24 protein-coding genes are annotated in these 20028 nt (G+C 64.0%); 10 read left to right on the top strand and 14 right to left on the bottom strand.

Annotated features, from left to right (window positions below; all coding sequences use genetic code 11):
* Nucleotides 1-70 precede the first annotated feature (70 nt).
* The 11 genes from LC083_RS11880 to LC083_RS11830 form a co-directional block, all read right to left on the bottom strand.
* Nucleotides 71-769, bottom strand: coding sequence for an SDR family NAD(P)-dependent oxidoreductase (locus LC083_RS11880; protein WP_226700564.1), 699 nt, complete (start codon nucleotides 767-769; stop codon nucleotides 71-73).
* On the bottom strand, nucleotides 766-1902 hold the full coding sequence (tgt, locus tag LC083_RS11875; RefSeq protein WP_226700563.1) for a tRNA guanosine(34) transglycosylase Tgt: 1137 nt from the start codon (nucleotides 1900-1902) through the stop codon (nucleotides 766-768). Before tgt ends, LC083_RS11880 begins: the two co-directional genes overlap by 4 nt.
* A gap of 1 nt (nucleotide 1903) precedes the next feature.
* Nucleotides 1904-2854 (bottom strand): YdiY family protein, encoded by a 951-nt coding sequence (locus LC083_RS11870; RefSeq protein WP_226700562.1) that lies wholly within the window; start codon nucleotides 2852-2854, stop codon nucleotides 1904-1906.
* 120 nt (nucleotides 2855-2974) lie between these two features.
* Nucleotides 2975-3538 (bottom strand): hypothetical protein, encoded by a 564-nt coding sequence (locus tag LC083_RS11865; protein ID WP_226700561.1) that lies wholly within the window; start codon nucleotides 3536-3538, stop codon nucleotides 2975-2977.
* 111 nt (nucleotides 3539-3649) lie between these two features.
* On the bottom strand, nucleotides 3650-4414 hold the full coding sequence (locus LC083_RS11860) for an ABC transporter permease (protein ID WP_226700560.1): 765 nt from the start codon (nucleotides 4412-4414) through the stop codon (nucleotides 3650-3652).
* Complete coding sequence (locus tag LC083_RS11855; RefSeq protein WP_226700559.1) at nucleotides 4411-5355, bottom strand: ABC transporter ATP-binding protein; 945 nt, start codon at nucleotides 5353-5355, stop codon at nucleotides 4411-4413. Before LC083_RS11855 ends, LC083_RS11860 begins: the two co-directional genes overlap by 4 nt.
* Before the next feature lie 9 nt (nucleotides 5356-5364).
* Nucleotides 5365-6396, bottom strand: coding sequence for a tRNA preQ1(34) S-adenosylmethionine ribosyltransferase-isomerase QueA (queA, locus tag LC083_RS11850; protein ID WP_226700558.1), 1032 nt, complete (start codon nucleotides 6394-6396; stop codon nucleotides 5365-5367).
* A gap of 41 nt (nucleotides 6397-6437) precedes the next feature.
* Nucleotides 6438-7106, bottom strand: coding sequence for a peptidylprolyl isomerase (locus LC083_RS11845; protein WP_226700557.1), 669 nt, complete (start codon nucleotides 7104-7106; stop codon nucleotides 6438-6440).
* Nucleotides 7107-7186: 80 nt separating this feature from the next.
* Nucleotides 7187-7699: a pantetheine-phosphate adenylyltransferase gene (gene coaD / locus LC083_RS11840; RefSeq protein WP_226700556.1), complete on the bottom strand. Its 513-nt coding sequence runs from the start codon at nucleotides 7697-7699 to the stop codon at nucleotides 7187-7189.
* A complete protein-coding gene (locus tag LC083_RS11835) occupies nucleotides 7699-8598 on the bottom strand; it encodes a polyprenyl synthetase family protein (protein WP_226700801.1) in 900 nt (299 codons plus the stop codon). Before LC083_RS11835 ends, coaD begins: the two co-directional genes overlap by 1 nt.
* Nucleotides 8599-8610: 12 nt before the next feature.
* Entirely contained in the window at nucleotides 8611-8865 is a 255-nt protein-coding gene (locus LC083_RS11830) for an exodeoxyribonuclease VII small subunit (RefSeq protein WP_226700555.1), read from the bottom strand.
* Between the two features lie 65 nt (nucleotides 8866-8930).
* Here LC083_RS11830 and LC083_RS11825 point away from each other — a divergent pair, with 65 nt between their 5' ends.
* Genes LC083_RS11825 through LC083_RS11805 form a run of 5 tightly spaced genes read left to right on the top strand, consistent with a single transcriptional unit; the run spans nucleotide 8931 to nucleotide 13067 of the window.
* Nucleotides 8931-9326, top strand: coding sequence for a DUF2177 family protein (locus LC083_RS11825; RefSeq protein ID WP_160606726.1), 396 nt, complete (start codon nucleotides 8931-8933; stop codon nucleotides 9324-9326).
* A 16-nt stretch (nucleotides 9327-9342) separates the two neighbouring features.
* Nucleotides 9343-10023 carry a hypothetical protein gene (locus LC083_RS11820; protein WP_226700554.1) on the top strand — a complete coding sequence of 227 codons (681 nt, stop codon included), beginning with the start codon at nucleotides 9343-9345 and terminating at the stop codon, nucleotides 10021-10023.
* A 57-nt stretch (nucleotides 10024-10080) separates the two neighbouring features.
* On the top strand, nucleotides 10081-12315 hold the full coding sequence (gene purL / locus LC083_RS11815; RefSeq protein WP_226700553.1) for a phosphoribosylformylglycinamidine synthase subunit PurL: 2235 nt from the start codon (nucleotides 10081-10083) through the stop codon (nucleotides 12313-12315).
* A gap of 10 nt (nucleotides 12316-12325) precedes the next feature.
* Nucleotides 12326-12658, top strand: coding sequence for a DUF6122 family protein (locus LC083_RS11810; RefSeq protein ID WP_226700552.1), 333 nt, complete (start codon nucleotides 12326-12328; stop codon nucleotides 12656-12658).
* A gap of 1 nt (nucleotide 12659) precedes the next feature.
* Entirely contained in the window at nucleotides 12660-13067 is a 408-nt protein-coding gene (locus LC083_RS11805; protein ID WP_226700551.1) for a DUF3052 family protein, read from the top strand.
* A gap of 3 nt (nucleotides 13068-13070) precedes the next feature.
* On the opposite strand, the gene LC083_RS11800 is transcribed toward LC083_RS11805, so the two are convergent.
* Nucleotides 13071-13862, bottom strand: coding sequence for a ubiquinone biosynthesis protein COQ4 (locus LC083_RS11800; protein ID WP_226700550.1), 792 nt, complete (start codon nucleotides 13860-13862; stop codon nucleotides 13071-13073).
* Nucleotides 13863-13958: 96 nt separating this feature from the next.
* Here LC083_RS11800 and LC083_RS11795 point away from each other — a divergent pair, with 96 nt between their 5' ends.
* Complete coding sequence (locus LC083_RS11795; protein ID WP_226700549.1) at nucleotides 13959-14630, top strand: nitroreductase family protein; 672 nt, start codon at nucleotides 13959-13961, stop codon at nucleotides 14628-14630.
* Between the two features lies 1 nt (nucleotide 14631).
* On the opposite strand, the gene LC083_RS11790 is transcribed toward LC083_RS11795, so the two are convergent.
* Complete coding sequence (locus tag LC083_RS11790) at nucleotides 14632-15432, bottom strand: Coq4 family protein (RefSeq protein ID WP_226700548.1); 801 nt, start codon at nucleotides 15430-15432, stop codon at nucleotides 14632-14634.
* 95 nt (nucleotides 15433-15527) lie between these two features.
* Nucleotides 15528-16412 (bottom strand): phosphoserine phosphatase SerB, encoded by an 885-nt coding sequence (serB, locus tag LC083_RS11785; RefSeq protein WP_226700547.1) that lies wholly within the window; start codon nucleotides 16410-16412, stop codon nucleotides 15528-15530.
* Here serB and miaA point away from each other — a divergent pair.
* The 4 genes from miaA (at nucleotide 16405) to ilvN (ending at nucleotide 20025) form a co-directional block, all read left to right on the top strand.
* Nucleotides 16405-17370 (top strand): tRNA (adenosine(37)-N6)-dimethylallyltransferase MiaA, encoded by a 966-nt coding sequence (gene miaA, locus LC083_RS11780; RefSeq protein WP_226700546.1) that lies wholly within the window; start codon nucleotides 16405-16407, stop codon nucleotides 17368-17370. The two genes, serB and miaA, sit on opposite strands and share 8 nt — an antisense overlap.
* Nucleotides 17371-17465: 95 nt before the next feature.
* Complete coding sequence (gene ilvB, locus LC083_RS11775) at nucleotides 17466-19214, top strand: biosynthetic-type acetolactate synthase large subunit (protein WP_226700545.1); 1749 nt, start codon at nucleotides 17466-17468, stop codon at nucleotides 19212-19214.
* A complete protein-coding gene (locus tag LC083_RS11770; protein ID WP_222553579.1) occupies nucleotides 19214-19513 on the top strand; it encodes a hypothetical protein in 300 nt (99 codons plus the stop codon). Before ilvB ends, LC083_RS11770 begins: the two co-directional genes overlap by 1 nt.
* A complete protein-coding gene (gene ilvN / locus LC083_RS11765; protein WP_222553580.1) occupies nucleotides 19510-20025 on the top strand; it encodes an acetolactate synthase small subunit in 516 nt (171 codons plus the stop codon). The genes LC083_RS11770 and ilvN overlap by 4 nt, the downstream gene beginning before the upstream one ends.
* The last annotated feature ends 3 nt before the right edge of the window (nucleotides 20026-20028 follow it).

Here is a 20028-nt window from a genome sequence, read left to right as displayed (position 1 = left end):
CCGGAAAATACTAGCCAATAGTCGCGATAATACAAATGCATCGGGACATATAATCTACAGCCCGCCATTCTCAGGGCGCGATCATTTCTCCGTCGAACGAAAACAGATTCCCGCTATGCGAGGCATCGCGGCTGGCAATAACTTCGAGCAGGCGTGATGCCGAATACTCGGGCGTGAAAAGCTTACCTTCAGGCACATTGCGCTGGAAGGGCTCGCTGAGCGCTGTTTCCACCGTGCCGGGATGCAGGCCGATGCAGAAAGCGTCCGGTTTCTTGCGCGCCAGTTCCACCGAAAGCGTGCGGATCAGCATGTTCAGTGCCGCCTTGCTGGCGCGGTAGCCATACCATCCACCCAGCCGGTTATCCGAAATGCTTCCGACGCGGGCAGAGATGGCCGCGAAGCCTGCCCTTCCCTTTGCTGGCAGGAGCGGGAGGAAATGCTTGGCCACCAGCACCGGGCCGGTCGCATTGACCGCAAAGTTGCGCGCGAGGTTGGCCGCATCAATGTGCCGCCAGTCCTTTTCGGGACCCTCGCCATCCGAATGGAGATAACCCGACGCCACGATCACCAGGTCGAGTTCGCCCCCTTCCGCTATTGTGGCAGCGGCTGCGGCGATGCTCGTTTCGTCTTCGAGGTCGAGATAGATCGTGCCTTCGCCAGCACCGCGCGACAGGCGGACAACCTGCGTCCGCGATGCCTCCAGTCCCGCAGCCAGGGCAGCGCCGATTCCTCCCGACGCGCCGATGACCGCTGCGCGCCGCCAGTTCATCCCTCGCCGCTGCCGAGATAGTCGCGCCGGAACTCGGCTGCGAACACTGCAAAGCTGCTCGCCCCGATCGCATCGCGCATCGCCTGCATCAGCTGCTGGTAGAAGGCGATATTGTGCTCGGTCATCAGCATCGCGCCGAGGATTTCGCCCGCCTTGTTGAGATGATGCAAATACGCCCGCGAATAAGTCGAGCAAACCGAACAGGAGCACCGCGCATCGAGCGGCTCAATGTCCTCCGCAAACCGTGCATTGCGCAGATTGAGCGGACCATTCCAGGTAAACGCTTGCCCGTTACGACCGGACCGGCTGGGCAGGACGCAATCGAACATGTCCACCCCGCGCTCAACTGCGCCGACGAGGTCGTCGGGCTTTCCCACCCCCATAAGGTAGCGCGGGCGGTCCTGCGGCAGCTGTTGCGGAGCGAATTCGAGCGTGGCGAACATCGCTTCCTGCCCCTCGCCCACTGCGAGGCCGCCGATGGCGTAGCCATCGAAACCGATGTCGGTCAGCTTCTCGGCGCTAATCTTGCGCAGTTCCTCGTCGAGCGCGCCCTGCTGGATGCCGAACAGGGCTGCGCGTTCAGCGTGCTCGCCGCCCGCATCGAAGCCGTCACGGCTGCGCTTTGCCCAGCGCATGCTCATTTCCATGCTGGCCGCGATCTCGTCGCGCGGACGGTCGGCGCGGGGACATTCGTCGAAAGCCATGACGATATCGCTGCCGAGCAGGCGCTGGATTTCCATCGACCGTTCAGGCGTCAGCATATGCTTCGAACCGTCGATATGGCTGCGGAACTCGACGCCCTTTTCGGTCAGCTTGCGCAGGTCCGACAGGCTCATCACCTGATAGCCCCCGCTGTCGGTCAGGATCGGGCGGTCCCAGTTCATGAACTTGTGCAGCCCGCCCAGCCGCGCCACGCGCTCGGCCCCGGGCCGCAGCATCAGGTGATAGGTATTGCCGAGGATGATGTCCGCCCCGGTGGCACGCACCGTCTCCGGCTTCATCGCCTTGACCGTCGCCGCCGTGCCCACGGGCATGAAGGCAGGCGTGCGGATGTCACCGCGCAGCATCTCGATCCGCCCGGTCCGTGCGCGGCCGTCGGTCGCATCGATGGTGAAGGAAAAGCGCTTTGCCATGTCAGAAGCCGTAGATCAGCGTCGCGCGGGTCAGCGTGTCGGTCGACACTTTCCCCACAGGCGGATTGCTGTCGTAATCCAGCTGGTAGGACAGTCGCGAACGCAGCCGGTTGGTGACCTTGAAATCGAGACCGCTGACGAAGGTAAGGCTGGTATTCGACCCGTCGACGATCAGCTGGGCCTCTCCCCCGGTTTCGGCCAGCGCGTTGGCATCCTGCGAGAAGGTCAGCCGCTCGAAAATCTTCCAGTCGAAATCGAGACCGGCAAGCGCAGCAATGCGGCTTTCGGTACGCCCGTCGGTGTATTCGGTCACGCGATAGGCAGGGCCGGCCTTGATCGAGAGGGACACATCACCGCTATCGACCAGCTTGTAACCGACGCCGCCCGATGCGGCATAGCGGCCGGAAAAGCCTTGGATCTTGTCGCTTTCGAATTGCGCCAAGGCATAGACGAACATGCGGTCGTTGAACTGCCAGCGCGGTTCGTACGAAAACAAGTACTGCTCGCGGCTCGTGGTGCCGTTCTGACGCTGGTAATCCACGCGGGCCTGCAAGCGGTGGCTCCAGTCTATGCCCTCGCGCTTCAGCTTGAGCGAAGCGGCGATCCCGACGCTGTCGGTATTGCCGGAGGACTGGAAGCCGCCAAGCTCGCCCTCGCCCTTCCACAGCTCGAACATTCCGGCATTTTCGATTTTCGCGAGACGCGCCTCCTCGGCTGCAGCATCGCGTTCGGCCTTGGCCGTCTTCCAGCCGCTCTCGAGCGCGTCGATTTCGGCGGCATCGGAAGGAAAGGAACTGCGCGCGACCGCGATCACGGCGTCGACCTTGGCAGCGTCGCCGGTCGCGATCGCATTCTCGATCATGGTGCGCGCGGCATCCGGAAGCTCCGCGTGAGCAGCTACTGGCTGGGTCGCGAGGCAGGCGGCAATCAGGATGGAGGGCCGGGAAAGCATATGCGCCCGCTAGCGAGGCTGCGGCCTTCTGTCACCCCATTCGCGGCCACGAGAGATCAATGACAAAGGGGCGACCGCGAACTTCGCGGCCGCCCCCTGTTCATCCAGAACTGGATGGGATCAGAAGCTGAAAGTGACGCCAGTGGTCGCACGCATAGTGTCGAAGCCGACGCTGTCGAGGTTCACGCGCAAGGCGATCCCGCCGATGGGAAATTCGACGCCGGCGCCCACCAAGTAATCACCGCCTGTATCGTCGAGGTCGTCGAGGCTTCCTGCCGGCGGCTCGGGCTCGGTCAGCTTGTACGGATCAAGATCGATGACCTGATAGCCGCCGCGAAGATAGAACTTGGCACCGCCCTCGGCCATGTAGCCGAGCCGTACCGATGCCCCGTATTCGCTATCCACCGCGTCGGTGCCGAAGTGGTAGTTGCCTTCCACGCCGGCGAAGAAACTCTCGGAGACAGGTACGTCGACACCGGCAACCACACCCAGGATCGGGCTTGAATCGGTAATTTCGAAACCTTCGAGGGCGATCGTTACCTCGTCGTCGACGCCGAGGTCGTGATAGCCGGCAGACACGCCGATGAACGGCTGGGCTCCGGCAGTCGCATCCTGCGCCTGTGCGGAGACCGGAACAGCAGCGGCAGCGAGCCCTGCACCTGCAAGGAAAATCATCTTTTTCATGCTTGTCGTTTCCCTGACAAATGGCGCCGGATGATCCGGTGCCGTGCCGTTATATGATGGCAAAACACTGTCTGGTAAATGAACGAAAACGAAGGGAAATTAAGGGGCGCGTCAGGCGCGCAGTCGCCAGCCCGTCTTGAAGATGTAGGCGATGATCGCGACGCAAACGGCAAGGAAGCCGAGCGTGATGGCAAAGCTGATCCTGATGTCCACGTCGCTCGACCCGTAGAATGTCCAGCGCAGACCGCTGACAAGGTAGACGATCGGGTTTGCAAGCGCGATCGTATCCCACGGCTCGGGCAGCATATCGATCGAATAGAACGTACCACCAAGGAAGGTGAGCGGGGTCAGGAACAGCATCGGGATGATGCCCAGCTTTTCGAAATTGTCGGCCCAGATTCCAAGGATGAAGCCGAACAGGCTGAAGGCCGCGGCCACCAGCATAATGTAGACGACCGCCAGCAGCGGGTGAGCGATCGAGTAGTCCACGAACAGGCGCGCCGTCACGAGGATGATTGCGGCCAGGATCAGGCTCTTGGTAGCCGCAGCCCCGACGAAGCCGATCAGCGTCTCGGCCACCCCGACCGGTGCACTGAGCAGTTCATAAATCGTGCCGGTGAAGCGCGGCATGTAGATGCCGAAACTGGAATTGCTGGTCGTCTCGCCCAACAGCGTCAGCATGAGCAGGCCCGGGATGATGAAGGCGCCGTAATCGACCCCGCCAAGGTCGGGCATCCGGCCTCCGATGGCGGCACCGAAAACGATGAAATAGAGCGAGGTCGTAAGCACCGGTGCCAGCACCGACTGGAAGGCGGTACGCAGGAAACGCACCAGCTCGCGCTTGTAGATCGACCAGGTCGAACGCCATCCGATCATGCCGCGACCTCCCCTTCGCCCAGCAAGGAAACGAAGATGTCTTCCAGGCTGCTCTCGCGCGTCTCTATGCCCGTGAAATCGATACCCTCGGCCACCAGCGCCTTGGTCAGCTCGGCAACTTCGGCCTTGCCCTTCCCCGTGCCGTCACCCCCGCGATAGCACAGCGAAGTGCCGCCTTCTTCGAGTTCGACCGGGAAGCGGGCAAGCGCCTGAGGGAGCACGGCGAGCGGAGCGGCCAGCGCGATGTGCGCCTCCGTCCTGCCGAGCCGCGCCATCATCGCGTCCTTTTCGTCCACCATCAGCAGCTTGCCGCGATTGATGATTCCGACCCGGTCGGCCATCAGCTCGGCTTCTTCGATGTAATGCGTGGTGAGGATGATGGTAACGCCGCGCGCACGCATCTGGTCGATGATGGCCCACATGCCCTTGCGCAGTTCCACATCGACGCCGGCGGTCGGCTCGTCGAGGAACAGGAGGTCCGGCTCGTGGGCCAGCGCCTTGGCGATCAGCACGCGGCGCTTCATCCCGCCGGACAGCGCCATGATCCGCTCGTCCCGCTTGTCCCACAGGCTCAGGCTGCGCAGGATTTCCTCGATCCGCGCCGGATCGGGCGCAAGGCCGAACAGGCCGCGCGAATAGCTGACCGCGCGGATCACCGGCTCGAACATATCCGTGCTGAGCTCCTGCGGCACGAGCCCGATCCGCGCCCGTGCCTTGCGCCAGTCGGTCGCAAGATCGTGCCCGAAAGCAACCATCCGGCCAGAGCTTGGCCGTACCAGCCCGCAAACCGCCCCGATCAGAGTCGTCTTGCCAGCTCCGTTTGGGCCGAGCAGCGCGAATATTTCGCCCGGCCTGATCGAAAGACTCACATCGTCGAGCGCCTTGAGCCCGCCGGGATAAACCTTGGTCAGTCCCTCAAGCTCCAGGATCGGTTCGTTCATTCAACCCGACTAGGGAAGAAGCAAGGAGGAGTCACCATAGGAATAGAAGCGGTATTCGTTGGCGATCGCATGGGCATAGGCGGCCATCATGCGCTCGCGCCCCATCAGCGCGCTTACCAGCATCATCAGCGTGGATTTCGGCAGGTGGAAATTGGTCATCAGGCCATCGACCGCGCGGAATGTGTAGCCGGGCGTGATGAAGATATCCGTGTCGCCGGCGAAGGGACGGATCACACCGTCCACGCCGGTCGCGCTTTCGAGCAGGCGCAAGCTGGTCGTGCCGACAGCGATGATTCTCCCGCCTGCCCCGCGCGCTGCGTTAAGGCGTTCCGCGACCTCGGGTTCGATCCGGCCCCATTCGGAATGCATTGCGTGGTCGTCGGTATCGTCCGCCTTGACCGGCAGGAAAGTGCCCGCACCCACGTGGAGGGTCAGCATCTCGCGCCCGACACCGGCTTCGTCCAGCGCGGCGACTAGACGCGGCGTGAAGTGAAGCGATGCGGTGGGCGCGGCCACTGCGCCGTCCTCTGCGGCGAACATCGTCTGGTAATCCTCGCGGTCCTGCGCGTCGGTTTCACGCTTGCCCGCGATATAGGGCGGCAGCGGCATGCGCCCTGCCCGCTCCAGCAGGACCTCGACCGGTTCTTCGCCGGCAAAGGCGAGGACGAAACTGCCGTCGGTCAGGCGCTCTTCCGCGACCGCCTCGACACCGCCGCCGAATTCGACGCGTTCGCCCGGCTTCAGGCGCTTGGCATTGCGGATGAAGGCCTGCCAGCGGCGCAGGTCCACGCGTTTGTGCAGGGTCGCGCCGATGCGCGCTTCACCGCGTCGCCCTTCGAGTTGTGCGGGAATGACGCGCGTGTCGTTGAACACCAGCACGTCCCCGCGGCGCAGCAGCTTGGGCAGGTCACGCACCCCGCAATCGCGAAAAGGTGCCGTGTCACCTTCGACCAGCAGCATGCGCGCGGCATCGCGCGGACGTACCGGACGCAGCGCGATACGTTCGTTGGGAAGTTCGAAATCGAAGAGGTCAACTTTCATCGCCCGCGCCTCTAGACGCAGGGCGATGACAGTTAAAGCGCTTAGCTGATCGGCGAGTTCAGATCGTCGGCGGTCACTTCCGCCTCGGTCATGATGCGCGGCGCGGCAGGGGCCGGCTTGTTATCGGCCGCGATCGACGCCTGCATGATGCGCGTCGGGTTCTGCGGCGGTTCGCCACGGTTGATCCGGTCCACGGCGTCCATGTTGGAAATCACGCGGCCGAAATTGGTGTAGCGCTTGTCGAGGCTGAAGCGCGGGTAGAACACGATGAAGAACTGGCTGTTCGCGCTGTCTTCGCTCGCGGCGCGGGCCATCGAGACGGTGCCGCGCACGTGCGGCATGAAATTGAACTCTTCCTCGAGATCGGGATACGTCGAGCCGCCCTGGCCGGTGCCGGTCGGATCGCCGGTCTGCGCCATGAAGCCGTCGATCACGCGATGGAAGATAACGCCGTCATAGAAGCCCTCGCGGGCCAGCGTCTTGATACGCTCCACATGGTTGGGCGCCCAGCTCGGCATAAGGCGGATGGCAACGCGTTCGCCGTTCGACAGGTCGAGCAGGAGGATGTTCTCCGGGTCTTCCTGCTGGCTGTAGTTGATCGGCTGCAGAACCTTGCGCGGCGCGGCGGCTTCCGCGTCCTGCGCGGTTGCAGCGACGGGAGCAATTACCGTCAGGGCTGCGGCAGCAATGGCAAGCGTGGTCTTGAACATCGTGTATCCGTCGAAATGTCTGATGTGGCGCTTGCCCTAGCGAGCGGGCGCTGTCGGTTCAATGAATAGCTTGGACAGCTTCAATAGTCGCCCAGCCGGCCCTTTTCTTCCACACGCGCGATCACGTCCTCGCAAACGGCCTTGCTGACGAAGGGCGTGATGTCGCCGCCGAACAGGGCGATTTCCTTGACCAGCTTGGAGGCGATCGGCTGCAGCGAGACGTCGGCCATGAGGAAGACCGTCTCGATTTCGCTGTCGAGCTGCTGGTTCATCCCCGCCATCTGGTACTCGTATTCGAAGTCGGCGACGGCGCGCAGCCCGCGGATGAGGACGTTGGCGTCCATCTTCTGCGCGAATTTGACCAGCAGCGCGTTGAACCCGACAACCTCGACATTATCGAGCCCGAGCCGCTCGATCTCGCGCTCCACCATGGCGAAGCGTTCCTCGGTCGAGAACATCGGGTTCTTCGATGGGTTGGTCGTCACCCCGATGATCAGCTTGTCGACCAGCTTGGACCCGCGGCGGATAATGTCCGCATGCCCCAGCGTGATGGGATCGAAGGTTCCGGGGTAGATGCCGATACGGATGCTCATCAATGGTCCCTCTTCACGATGAAGCGCGCCAGTTCTGCCAGCAGCCTCGCGTCCGCGCCGTGGCTGGCGAGGTGCTGGCCGGCCTGCTCTACCAGCATTTCCGCCTGCGCGCGCGCCTGTTCGCGCCCCATGATCGTGACGAAGGTCTGCTTGCCCTGCCCTTCGTCCTTGCGCAGCGCCTTGCCGGCTTTTTCCTCGTCACCTTCCACGTCGAGCAGGTCGTCGGCGATCTGGAAGGCGAGGCCGATGTCGCGTGCATAGGCGCGCAAATGCATGCGGCCTTCCGGCGGAACGCGGCCGAGGATTGCACCCATTTCCACGCTGGCAGCCAGGAGTGCCCCGGTCTTGAGCTGCTGGAGGCGGGTAATCTGCCTGAGGTCGTATTCCTGCTCTTCGGACATGATGTCCATCATCTGCCCGCCCGCCATGCCGTCGTGACCGCTGGCCTTGGCGAGCGCCGCCACGAGTTCTGCCCGAACAAAGGGATCGTTGCTCGTGTCCGGCATGGTCAGGATATCGAAGGCCAGCGCGTGCAGGCAGTCGCCCGCCAGGACGGCCGTTGCCTCGTCGAAAGCCTTGTGCAGCGTCGGCTTGCCATGGCGCAGGTCGTCGTCGTCCATGCAGGGCAAGTCGTCATGGATGAGCGAATAGGCATGGATTGCCTCGACCGCGCAGCCGGCATTGACTGCGGCCTGCCGAGAGACGCCGAAGAGCTGCGCCGTTGCGCAAACTAGCAGCGGTCGGACCCGCTTGCCCCCGCCGATGACGGAATAGCGCATCGCTTCAACCAGTCGGGCACGGGTGTCCTGCGGCACGGGCAAGAAGGCGTCGAACGCCCCGTCGACTTCGGCCTGGACCTGTTCGAAGGCTTCGGCGAGCAGGTCGGGCATGCCGGACATCGCGTTCACGCCTCAGCTTTCCGCGTCGAACGGGACAGTGCCCGACGGCGCGCCGTCGCTGCCTTGCACGATCTTTTCGATACGCGCCTGCGCAGCGTCGAGCCGCGCCTGGCACGCCTTGCGCAGCGTCTCGCCCCGTTCGTAGAGCGCGATGCTTTCATCGAGCGGCACCTCGCCGCTTTCAAGGCTGCGCACGACCCCTTCGAGCGCGCGGAGCGCTTCCTCGAAGCTCATTTCGCCAATCGGCTTGTCTTGACCCTCTGTCATATGCGGCGGAGCATTGACGGGGCACGGGCGCGCGGTCAAGAAGATGGCAAAACAGGGGAGCGGATATGACGTGGATTGTCGCCTTCATCGCTGCGGCGCTGGCCTTTGGCGCGCTTGATGCCATCTGGCTGGGCTGGGCCGGAGACAATTTCTATCGCCCCCGCCTCGGCGACATACTGGCCGACAGCTTCCGCATGGGTCCGGCGCTGGTGTTCTACACCGCCTATATCGCTGCAATCGTCTGGTTCGCCGTGCGGCCGGGCCTTGCGGGCGGCATCGGACAGGCCGCGCTCAACGGGGCGCTATTGGGCGCGATCTGCTATGCGACCTACGACCTCACCAACCAGGCAACGCTGCGCCAATGGTCGACGACGGTCACGGTCGCGGACATTATCTGGGGCGCTTTCGCCACCTGCGTAGCCGCATCGGTCGCGACCTTCGCCGCCCAGCGGCTCGCCTGACCGGAACCGCAAAGATATGTTCATCGGCCACTTCGCCCCGGCCTTTGCCGCGCGCGCTATCACCGACGAGGCGCCCAAGCTGGGCACGCTGTTCATCGCCGCGCAGCTGACCGACTGGGCCTTTTTTCTGTTCGCGATGGGCGGGCTGGAGCATTTGCGCCTGACGCCCGGTATCACGGCGATGAACCCGCTCGATTTCTACGATTACCCGATTACCCACTCGCTGGTTGGCACGGCGGGGTTCGCGCTCGGCTTTGCGATCGTGGTCGGCGTCGTGCTGCGAAACGCTATTGCCGCGACCTGGGCAGCGATCGTCGTCATGTCGCACTGGGTGCTCGACTGGGTATCGCACCGCCCCGACCTCACCCTTGCGGGCGGACCGGACCGGCATGGCCTCGGCCTGTGGAACTATCCGGTTGCCGCCATCATAGTGGAACTGGCGCTCGTGGGTCTGTGCTTCTGGTGGTACGTTCGCCGGACCAAGGGGCCGGTGGTTCCCCCGCTGATCCTGCTTGGCACTCTGCTGCTGTTCCAGGCCGTCAACTGGTTCGGGCCGGAGCCGGAAACGGTCGGCTTCCCTTTCCTCGTCACGGGCCTCGTCGCCTTCGGGATACTGACCCTCGTTGCATCATGGGTGGGCAGCACGCGCTGGCACCGCAACGAAGTCGGATTGAACCGCGCCGGTTCGCCGCTTTAAGGAAAAGCGCAGCGCCGCATATTGCGCCCGCGCGCGCGGGACCGTAAGGCGCGCGCCATGAGCGAAATCACCCCCGACATCGTCGCCCAGCACGGCCTCTCCGAAGAAGAGTACGACCGCGTCCTGCACGCGCTCGGCCGCGAGCCCAATCTTGTGGAACTCGGCATCTTCTCGGTGATGTGGAGCGAGCACTGCTCCTACAAGTCCAGCCGCCTGCACCTCAAGAAGCTGCCGACCGAGGCACCCTGGGTGATTTGCGGTCCGGGCGAGAACGCGGGCGTTATCGATATTGGCGACGGCCAGGCCGCCATCTTCAAGATGGAGAGCCACAATCACCCCTCCTACATCGAACCTTACCAGGGTGCGGCGACGGGCGTGGGCGGCATCCTGCGCGACGTATTCACCATGGGCGCGCGGCCGGTGGCAAATGCCAACGCGCTGCGCTTCGGACGTCCGGACCACCCCAAGATGCAGCACCTCGTCAAGGGCGTGGTGTCGGGCATTGGCGGCTACGGCAATTGCGTGGGTGTCCCGACCGTGTGCGGCGAGACCAATTTCCACCCCGCCTATGACGGTAATATCCTCGTCAACGCGATGACGGTGGGCGTGGCCGATGCGGACAAGATCTTCTACTCGGCGGCGACCGGCGTCGGGAACCCGATCGTCTATGTCGGCTCCAAGACCGGGCGTGACGGTATCCACGGCGCGACCATGGCCAGCGCCGATTTCGAGGAAGACGCCGATGCCAAGCGCCCCACGGTGCAGGTCGGCGACCCCTTCACCGAAAAGCTGCTGATCGAAGCCTGCCTCGAACTGATGGCGACCGACGCCATTGTCGCGATCCAGGACATGGGCGCGGCGGGCCTCACCTCCTCGTCGGTCGAAATGGCGACCAACGGCAAGGCAGGTATCCGCCTCGACATGAACAAGGTGCCGTGCCGCGAGGAAGGCATGACCCCCTACGAAATGATGCTGAGCGAAAGCCAGGAGCGCATGCTCATGGTGCTTAAGCCCGGCAAGGAAGCCATGGCCGAAGCGATCTTCCGCAAGTGGGAGCTCGATTTCGCGGTCATCGGCGAAGTCACCGACACGCAGCACATGGTGCTCGAATTCGATGGCGAGGTTGTTTGCGACATCCCGCTCGGCCCGCTCGCTGCCGACGCGCCCGAATACGATCGCCCGTATCTCTCCAAGGACGAATACACCGCCTGGGCGGGCATCAAGCCGATGACCGACCGTCCTGACACGCAGGACGTGGGTGCAGACCTGCTGAAGCTGTTGGCCTCCCCCAACCTCTCCTCGCGGAAGTGGATTTCGGAACAGTACGACAGCCAGGTCGGCGCGGACACGCTGCAGACCGGCGGCGATGCCGGTGTCGTGCGGGTTCATGGCACCAAGAAGGCGCTGGCAATCAGCACCGACTGCACGCCGCGCTATGTCCATGCCGATCCCTACGAAGGCGGCAAGCAGGCGATCGCGGAAGCCTATCGCAACCTTAGCGCAGTGGGCGCGCGCCCGCTTGCCGTGACCAACTGCCTCAACTTCGCCAATCCGCAGCGTCCGGAGATCATGGCGCAGTTCGTTCACGCCCTCGAAGGCATGGGCGCTGCCTGCCGTGCGCTCGATTTCCCGATCGTGTCGGGCAACGTTAGCCTTTATAACGAGAGCAAGGCGACCGGCGGCGGTTCGGCCATCCTGCCCACCCCGGCCATCGGTGGCGTCGGCCTGATCGACGACTACGATAAGATGATGACGATGCCCTTCAAGGCCGCGGGCGAGGCGATCTACCTCATCCACGCCGAGGAATGGGCCACGCCCGATCCGCAGCGTTCGCACATCGGCAAGTCGCTGTGGCTCGCGGAAATCCACGGTCGCGACGAAGGCCGCGCGCCGCCCGTCGACCTGACATTGGAAAAGAACGCCGGCGAAGGCGTGCGCGAACTGATCGAGGCCGGCCTCGTCAGCGCGGTGCACGATGTGTCCGACGGCGGACTTGCCGTCGCGCTGGCCGAAATGGCAATGGCCAGCGGCCTTGGCGCGGAAGTGGTCGGCAATGACGATTACACGCAGGCCCAGTGGTGGTTCGGCGAGGACCAGGGCCGCTACGTGATCACCGTTCCCGATGCAGAAGCGTTCAACGCCTATCTCGCCAAGGGCACGGAAAACGAAGACACCGCGCGTGTCGGTTTCCGCCGCCTCGGTACGGTCGGCGGCGACAGCCTGTTCGGCGTCCCCGTGAGCAAGTTGCGCGAAGCGCACCAGAGCTTCTTCCGCGACTGGATGGAAGCCTGAGGACAGGTCCGTGGCCGCGCTGCAGTTCGTGCTGCATTACGCCGGCCACTGGCTCGCCCCCTTCCTGATCGCGCGGCTGGTCTTTGCAAGGGACTGGCTGCGGGCAGGCGCGGTCATGGCCGCGGCGAACCTGATCGACCTCGACCATTTGCTGGCCGATCCGATATTCGATCCGGACAGGTGCAGTATCGGTTTCCACCCGCTGCACGGATGGGTCGCCGCAGGGATTTACGTGATCATGCTTGCCGTGCCGATATGGTGGATGCGGGCGTTTGCACTTGGTGCGCTATGGCACCTGGCAGTCGACCTGGGCGATTGCGGCATGCAGGGATGGAGCCGGTAAGATGAATTCAGCCTATTCCGGAACGCCGCTTGCGAAGAAGCTCAACTTGCGTGACGGCCAGCGGGTCTGGTTCGACAACATGCCTGAACACGTCATCGACGAAATCGACGAATATGCGCTCGAACTGAGTTTCGCGGCTGGCCCGCAGGACAATCCCGACGCGGCGCACATCTTCGTGACCGAACGCGCGGCAATGGAAGAAAAGCTCGCGGTGCTGCGCGACACTATCGCGAGCGACGGTCACATCTGGGTGAGCTGGCCCAAGAAGGCTTCCGGGGTCGCGACCGACATCACCGAAGACACCATTCGCGAGGTGTGCCTGCCGATGGGTCTCGTCGATACGAAGGTGTGCGCAGTGGACGAGACCTGGTCCGGCCTCAAGCTGGTGATCCGCAAGGAACTGCGCTGAAGGTCAGGCGGCCTGCGCCTGCGGAGGCATGTAGTCCTCTTCGGTCAGCCCTTCGGACCGCATGACCTCGAGACAACGGAAATAGGTTTCCGGCTTGCCGACATTGAGACGGCGACGGGCTTCGGCAATGTCCTCGCGCATCACGCTGGCGACATCCATGTGCGCCAGCTTGGCGGCCTTGCGCCCGAGTTCGCGTCCTTCGCGAATGGCATCGAACAGTGGCGCCGCCGTGCCGGTCGACCTCTTGATCTCGCGCGCGCCGGCATAGGCGATGAAGAGGATACCGCGGTTGTGGTTCTGTTCGTAGCTGAAGCCGAGCAGCGCCGCCTCGCCCAGCGCGTCGCGGCCGTATCCGGTCAGGACGTGGAACAGGTCGTGCGTGTCGCGCAGGCGGCTGAAATACCATTCGGTGAGGTCGTCGTAACGCTTTTCGGGCGGCAGGAACTTGTGCGATTCGGCAACCAGTCCGGCGGCCGAGAGGCCTTCGCGTTTCATGAAGGCGATATAATGCGCCGCCACGGTTTCAGGCCCGCAGTCAGCCCAGCGCGAATGGTCGTCCAGCATAGCGGGAATGTCGGTTTCGTCCGCGAGGAAGCGCTGGCCTTCTTCCGAGGCGATGAAGTCCCACGCCTGCCGGTGGCTGCGCTTGCCCTTCAGCGATTCGATGATGTGGAACACCTGCGCAGTGTCTTCCTTGTCCGCCACCAACTTACGGAAATGGCGCCAGGCCTTGAGCGGCCGGATGCGGCTGGTCTTGCGGTCGGGATGGACAAGCGGACGTTCGATAAGTGCCATGCGAAGCTCCATTGCAGCGCGCAACTTACAACAGTGTAAATTGCCTGTCCATGTAACGGGTTCCCTCCGCGCCCCGAATTGCCGATAGGAGGGGACATGCAAGACCATGAAGCCATTGCCTACGACCTGCCGGATCTCGCTGACCAAGACCGGATCGCCCGCGCACGGGCCATGCGGGACAGGCTGAAGGAGCGGCGAACCTGCCGCTATTTCTCCGACCGGCCGGTCCCGCGCGAGGTTATCGAGGCGGCGATCGAGGCGGCAGGCACCGCGCCCAATGGCGCGAACCACCAGCCGTGGCATTTTGCCGTCGTGTCCTCGCACGACAAGAAACGCGCCATTCGCGAAGCAGCAGAGGCGGAAGAGCGCGCATTCTACGCCGGCAAGGCCAGCGCCGAATGGCTCGATGCACTGGCCCCTCTGGGTACCGATGCGGACAAGCCCTTCCTGGAGACCGCCCCTTGGCTCATCGTTGTATTCGCCCAGCGCAAGGGCGGGATCGCCGAAGACGGGAAGACGCAGAACTATTATGTCACCGAAAGCGTGGGTATTGCCTGCGGTATGCTGATCGCGACACTGCACGAGGCAGGGCTCGCCACGCTGACCCACACGCCCTCGCCCATGGGATTCCTGCGCGAAATCTGCGGCCGGCCCGAACATGAAAAGCCGCTGATGGTGGTGGTCGCAGGCCTGCCCGCAGAAGGCGCAACCGTGCCGCGGCACGCATTGGACAAGAAGCCGCTGGCGCAGATCGCCAGCTGGTTGTGAGCTAGGCTGCCCGCAGCATTTCGCGCGGATCGTGCCCCTCGCGGTGCCAGACCTCATGGCAGCGATGATAGGCATCGGGGCGCTGGAATCCGAAGCGCTCGCGCGCTTTTTCAAGGTCCATCATCAGGACCTCGCTCACCGGGTGGGCGATCAGGCCGTCGCAATCCTTGCCGATCCGGTGTGCTTCACGAACCGCGTCGAGCACCGGTGCTGACGTCTTCACCTTGCGCCTGATCCTGAACCCGCCGCTATAGCCTAGCAGCAGGTTGGCGTGGTTGGGCGCGTGCCCGTGCGTGAACAACAGGACGCAGGCTTCGCCCAGCGCATCGCGGCCGTATCCGGTAAGCACATGAAGCAAATCATGCGTGTCGCGCTGGCGCCAGCCGAACCATTCGAGCAGGTCGCCATAGCGCGGCCTGCCCATCTTCTTCTGTTGGTCCGCCAGACCTTGCGCCGACAGCTTCTGGCCCTGCATGAAATCGCAATAGGCATGGGCCACGCTGCCCTTGGGCAGGCGCCGCAGCGCATCGTGATCGTCGAGGATTTCGGGCAGGTAGGGTTCTTTGCGCCGCAACATCTCCCCGTGGTCGCTCAGCGCCAGCTTGCGGGCCAGCCGCTCCGTATGGCGGGACGGCAAGGCGTCGAAGATATGGAATACGTGGGAGGTTTCCTCCTTGTCCCTCAACAGCTCGCGATAGTGCCTGAAAGCGCGGCGCAGGCTGCGTTTCTGCTCTGGGCGTTCGGGATGCCGGAACGGGGTTCCATCGGGCGCGCAATCGGCCATCGGCGTGATGGAAGTCATCGGTTCCTTCTGCTTCGTATTCGGCAAAAATCGAAGCAGGAGGATAGTGCAAATGCGCTATGTCAGATTGGACGTTACCGTCATTCCACGGACACTTAGCCCTGCGTCCAGTCCTCACGGCCGATGCCGAGGAGCGACAGGATGACCGTCAGGTCCTCGCTCGAAACCCTTCCGTTTGCAGCAGCGCGGGCCTTGGGCTTGGCGCGATAGGCGAAACCGTAATCGGCCGCGCCGATCATGGGGATATCATTCGCCCCGTCGCCCGAGGCGAGGACGCGGGCTCCATCGCCCAGGGCAGCGCGCTCCTCCTCCAGCGTCGCCAGTTTGGTCGAGGCATCGCTGACCGGTCCGGCAAGACCGCCGGTCAGCCTGCCCTCGCCCACGGCGAGCCGGTTGCCAACGACCCGCTCGAAGCCGAGTTGCTCAGCAACCGGATCGGCGAAATGGTGGAAGCCGCCGGTGACGAGGACCGTGCGGCAGCCATGCGCCTTCAGCGTCTGGACGAGCGTGCGCGCACCCGGGACAGGGCGTATACGTTCGTCGAGGCACTGGTCGATGGCCGCTTCGGCCAGCCCTTCGAGCAGGCCCACGCGCTCGCGCAGCGCAGCCTCGAAATCGAGTTCGCCGCGCATGGCACGCTCGGTAATGTCGGCGACACGGTCCTTGATCCCGGCATAGTCGGCCAGCTCGTCGATGCATTCCTGCCCGATCATGGTCGAATCCATGTCGGAGACGAACAGCCGGGGCACGGCAATCTCGTCCCTTGCGACCAGCATGTCGCACTCGCCGAAATGCTCGCCGAGGATGTCGGCCACCTCGAGCGCATCGCCGCGGGGCATGGTCAGTTCGAGGACGTTGCCGCAGAATTCCAGCATGCCCGCCGCAGCGATCGGCGTGCCAGCGGATTCGAGAGCTGCGCCTGCGGAATCGAGGCGGGTTTCCAGTCCCTCTTCCTCTGCTATCAGCCGGGCGATGAGCACTGCGCAATCTCCTGAAACGAACGGGGCCGGACGGCCGGTCGCGCTCATTGCAGGGCCGACCGCCAGCGGCAAGAGCGATCTCGCGGTCCGGCTCGCACGGCTGCTGGAAACGGACGGACGGCGCGGCGTGGTGATTAATGCCGACAGCGCACAGGTCTACGCCGACCTGCGGGTGCTCTCTGCCCGGCCCGACGAGGCGGGGATGGGCGGCATCGAGCATCGCCTGTTCGGCGCTTGGGACGGCGCACAGGCCTGTTCCGCAGCCGATTGGGCCGAGGCAGCGAAGCGCGAAATCGCGGCGCTCCATTCCGAAGGTGCGGTGCCGATCCTGTGCGGCGGCACCGGCCTTTACATGCGAACGCTGCTGGAAGGGATCGCACCGATCCCGCCAATCGATCCGGCAGTGCGCGAAGAGGTGCGTGCGCTGTCGCAGGCTGATGCCCGCGCCGCTCTGGAACTCGAGGATCCCGCGGCCGCAGCTCGCCTGGCCCCGGCCGATACCGCGCGCACCGCAAGGGCGCTGGAAGTTGTCCGCTCCTCCGGACACCCGCTGAGCTATTGGCAGGAACACAAGGAAGGCGGGATCGGCGCGGATATCGACCTGCACCCGCTCATCCTCCTGCCGGACCGCGACTGGCTCTACGAGCGCTGCGACCGCCGGTTCGAAATCATGCTGGACCAAGGGGCGATAGAGGAAGTCGAGGCGCTGCTGGCGCGCAATCTCGACCCTGCCCTGCCGGTCATGAGAGCGATCGGCGTGCGCGAAATCGAGGCCACCCTCAAAGGCGATCTATCGCTGGCTCAAGCCATCGTCGCTGGCCAGACCGCCACGCGCCAGTACGCAAAGCGGCAATATACGTGGTTCCGGCACCAGCCGCCGGGGAACTGGCCGCGCAGTGATTGCAAAAATATCTCGGTTGAAGATATTTTTGTATCTTTATTGCGCAAATCGAGTTGACAGCACGCTTTTCGTTTCTCATACGGAAGGTCCAGTCGGCCCGGTGCTAAGACCCCAGCACCGGGCCGATTTGTCACTTTGAGACGGAGGAAAACGTGTCGGAAGAGCGCAGCGGTGCTGCCATATTGATCGAATGCCTGAAGCGGCAGGGTGTCGAATTCGTATTCGGCTATCCCGGCGGCGCGGTGCTGCCGATCTACGACGAACTCTTCGCCGATGACGACATCCGCCATATCCTCGTCCGTCACGAAGCGGGCGCGGCCCATGCGGCGGAAGGCTATGCGCGGTCGACCGGCAAGCCGGGCGTTGTGCTTGTCACCAGCGGCCCGGGTGCGACCAATGCCGTTACCGGTATCGCCGACGCCTATCTCGATTCCATTCCCATGGTGGTCATCACGGGCCAGGTGCCGACCGCGCTGATCGGGACCGACGCGTTCCAGGAAGCCGACACGATCGGCCTGACGCGCCACTGCACGAAGCACAATTACCTCGTGAAGGACCCGGAGCGCCTGCGCGCCACGATCGAGGAAGCCTTCCGCATCGCGACGACCGGCCGCCCCGGTCCCGTGGTCGTCGACATTCCCAAGGACGTGCAGATCGCGCTCGCCTCCTGGGGCGACCAGGACGAGGCGCCCTTGCCCTCACACCGCTACAAGCCGCAGATCGAAGGCTCGCAGGACGAAATCGCCCAGGCCGTCGCCATGCTGGCCGAAGCGCAGCGGCCCGTCTTCTATACCGGCGGCGGCGTGATCAACGCCGGCCCCCGCGCGACCGAGCTGCTGCGCAAGCTGCAGCGCGCAACCGGCGCGCCGGTGACCAGCACGCTCATGGGTCTCGGCGCGTTTCCTGCCGACCATCCCGACTGGCTGGGCATGCTCGGCATGCACGGCACCTACGAAGCCAACATGGCGATGAACCGGGCGGACCTGATCATCGCCGTCGGCGCGCGTTTCGACGACCGGGTCACGGGCCGCCTCGATGCCTTCGCCCCGCAAGCGAAGAAGGTGCACATCGATATCGACCGGGCGCAGATCAACAAGATCGTGCGCGTCGACCTCGGCATCGTGGGCGACTGCGCCCATGTGCTCGACCAGATGCTGCAGGCATGGGGTGGCCGCAAGCCGAACGACCTGTCCGAATGGCAGGCCCGCATCCTCGGGTGGAAGGCGCGCGACTGCCTCGCCTATCCCGACCGCAGCGACGCGATCATGCCGCAGAAGAGCATCGAGCGCCTGTTCGCCCTGACGAAGGACCGCGACCCGATCATCACCACCGAGGTCGGCCAGCATCAGATGTGGGCGGCGCAGTATTTCGGTTTTCGCGGCCCCAACAAGTGGCTCACCAGCGGCGGGCTCGGCACGATGGGCTATGGCCTGCCTGCCGCGATCGGCGCGCAGCTGGGCAATCCCGACAGCCTCGTCATCGATATCGCGGGCGAGGCGAGCATCCAGATGAACATACAGGAACTCGGCACGGCGAGCCAGTTCCGCCTGCCGGTCAAGGTCTTCATCCTCAACAACGAATACATGGGCATGGTCCGCCAGTGGCAGGAACTGACCTATGAGAGCCGCTATTCGAACAGCTACTCCGACAGCCTGCCCGATTTCGTGAAGCTGGCGGAAGCCTATGGCTGGAAGGGCATCCGCATCGAGGATGAAAGCCAGCTCGACGCGGGGATCGAAGCCATGCTCGCGCATGACGGGCCGGTGATGGTGGACTGCCAGGTCGCCAAGGAAGCAAACTGCTTCCCGATGATCCCAAGCGGCGCGGCGCACACCGACATGCTGCTCTACGGCGACCAGGTGGGCGGCACGATGGACGACGAAGCAAAGGCACTTGTCTGATGGGTATGCATTCGAAAATCCCGACCGAATTCGCCGCGCGCGCCGAACGGCGGCGCTGGTTCAACCGTGCCGATGCCGAACAGCTGCTCGACTGGCTGGAAGAGGACGGTCACCGCTTCGTCGGCATGGATGTGGCCGAAAAGCATGGCGACGAGAACTGGACCCTGTTGCCCGACCAGCTCGACCTATCGCGCCAGACCGACAATTTCGAGGCGGTGCGGCGCGGACGCGATTTCTTGCGCGAATACGACGGCGAGGGCCGCATGTTCGAGCCGGTGTGGCAGGAGCGTGCGCAGTGAAAATCGCGCAGCAGGCCAGCGAACGGCACGTGCTGAACGTGATCGTCGACAACGAGGCCGGTATCCTTGCCAAGATATCGGGCATGTTCACCGCGCGCGGCTACAACATCGACAGCCTGACCGTGGCCGACATTTCCGAAGACCATGCGATCAGCCGCATCACCATCGTGACGCGCGGTCCTGAGCCAGTGATCGACCAGATCCGCGCCCAGCTGGAACGCCTCGTGCCCGTACACAAGGTCATCGACCTCACCGAACAGGGCGCACATGTCGAACGCGAGCTGGCGCTGGTGAAGGTCGCGGGCAAGGGTGACAACCGCGTGGAGGCGCTTCGTATCGCCGAGCTCTTCCGTGCCAATGTGGTCGACACCACCACCAGCAGTTTCGTCTTCGAATTGACCGGCGCGCCGGACAAGATCGACAGTTTCATCGCCCTGATGCGCGAACTCGGCCTCGTCGAGGTCGGCCGCTCGGGGATCGTGGGTATGATGCGCGGCGCAGCCGGTGCGTAGAAC

The organism is Qipengyuania gaetbuli, from assembly GCF_020524765.1.
Classification (GTDB): Bacteria; Pseudomonadota; Alphaproteobacteria; order Sphingomonadales; family Sphingomonadaceae; genus Qipengyuania; species Qipengyuania gaetbuli_A.
This window is presented reverse-complemented; position numbering and strand designations above follow the sequence as displayed.

Bases quoted from the DNA above. Each gene is read 5' to 3' on its own strand.
- LC083_RS11880 (WP_226700564.1), bottom strand. From the start codon at position 769: ATGAACTGGCGGCGCGCAGCGGTCATCGGCGCGTCGGGAGGAATCGGC.
- tgt (WP_226700563.1), bottom strand. From the start codon at position 1,902: ATGGCAAAGCGCTTTTCCTTCACCATCGATGCGACCGACGGCCGCGCA.
- LC083_RS11870 (WP_226700562.1), bottom strand. From the start codon at position 2,854: ATGCTTTCCCGGCCCTCCATCCTGATTGCCGCCTGCCTCGCGACCCAG.
- LC083_RS11865 (WP_226700561.1), bottom strand. From the start codon at position 3,538: ATGAAAAAGATGATTTTCCTTGCAGGTGCAGGGCTCGCTGCCGCTGCT.
- LC083_RS11860 (WP_226700560.1), bottom strand. From the start codon at position 4,414: ATGATCGGATGGCGTTCGACCTGGTCGATCTACAAGCGCGAGCTGGTG.
- LC083_RS11855 (WP_226700559.1), bottom strand. From the start codon at position 5,355: ATGAACGAACCGATCCTGGAGCTTGAGGGACTGACCAAGGTTTATCCC.
- queA (WP_226700558.1), bottom strand. From the start codon at position 6,396: ATGAAAGTTGACCTCTTCGATTTCGAACTTCCCAACGAACGTATCGCG.
- LC083_RS11845 (WP_226700557.1), bottom strand. From the start codon at position 7,106: ATGTTCAAGACCACGCTTGCCATTGCTGCCGCAGCCCTGACGGTAATT.
- coaD (WP_226700556.1), bottom strand. From the start codon at position 7,699: ATGAGCATCCGTATCGGCATCTACCCCGGAACCTTCGATCCCATCACG.
- LC083_RS11835 (WP_226700801.1), bottom strand. From the start codon at position 8,598: ATGTCCGGCATGCCCGACCTGCTCGCCGAAGCCTTCGAACAGGTCCAG.
- LC083_RS11830 (WP_226700555.1), bottom strand. From the start codon at position 8,865: ATGACAGAGGGTCAAGACAAGCCGATTGGCGAAATGAGCTTCGAGGAA.
- LC083_RS11825 (WP_160606726.1), top strand. From the start codon at position 8,931: ATGACGTGGATTGTCGCCTTCATCGCTGCGGCGCTGGCCTTTGGCGCG.
- LC083_RS11820 (WP_226700554.1), top strand. From the start codon at position 9,343: ATGTTCATCGGCCACTTCGCCCCGGCCTTTGCCGCGCGCGCTATCACC.
- purL (WP_226700553.1), top strand. From the start codon at position 10,081: ATGAGCGAAATCACCCCCGACATCGTCGCCCAGCACGGCCTCTCCGAA.
- LC083_RS11805 (WP_226700551.1), top strand. From the start codon at position 12,660: ATGAATTCAGCCTATTCCGGAACGCCGCTTGCGAAGAAGCTCAACTTG.
- LC083_RS11800 (WP_226700550.1), bottom strand. From the start codon at position 13,862: ATGGCACTTATCGAACGTCCGCTTGTCCATCCCGACCGCAAGACCAGC.
- LC083_RS11795 (WP_226700549.1), top strand. From the start codon at position 13,959: ATGCAAGACCATGAAGCCATTGCCTACGACCTGCCGGATCTCGCTGAC.
- LC083_RS11790 (WP_226700548.1), bottom strand. From the start codon at position 15,432: ATGACTTCCATCACGCCGATGGCCGATTGCGCGCCCGATGGAACCCCG.
- miaA (WP_226700546.1), top strand. From the start codon at position 16,405: ATGAGCACTGCGCAATCTCCTGAAACGAACGGGGCCGGACGGCCGGTC.
- LC083_RS11770 (WP_222553579.1), top strand. From the start codon at position 19,214: ATGGGTATGCATTCGAAAATCCCGACCGAATTCGCCGCGCGCGCCGAA.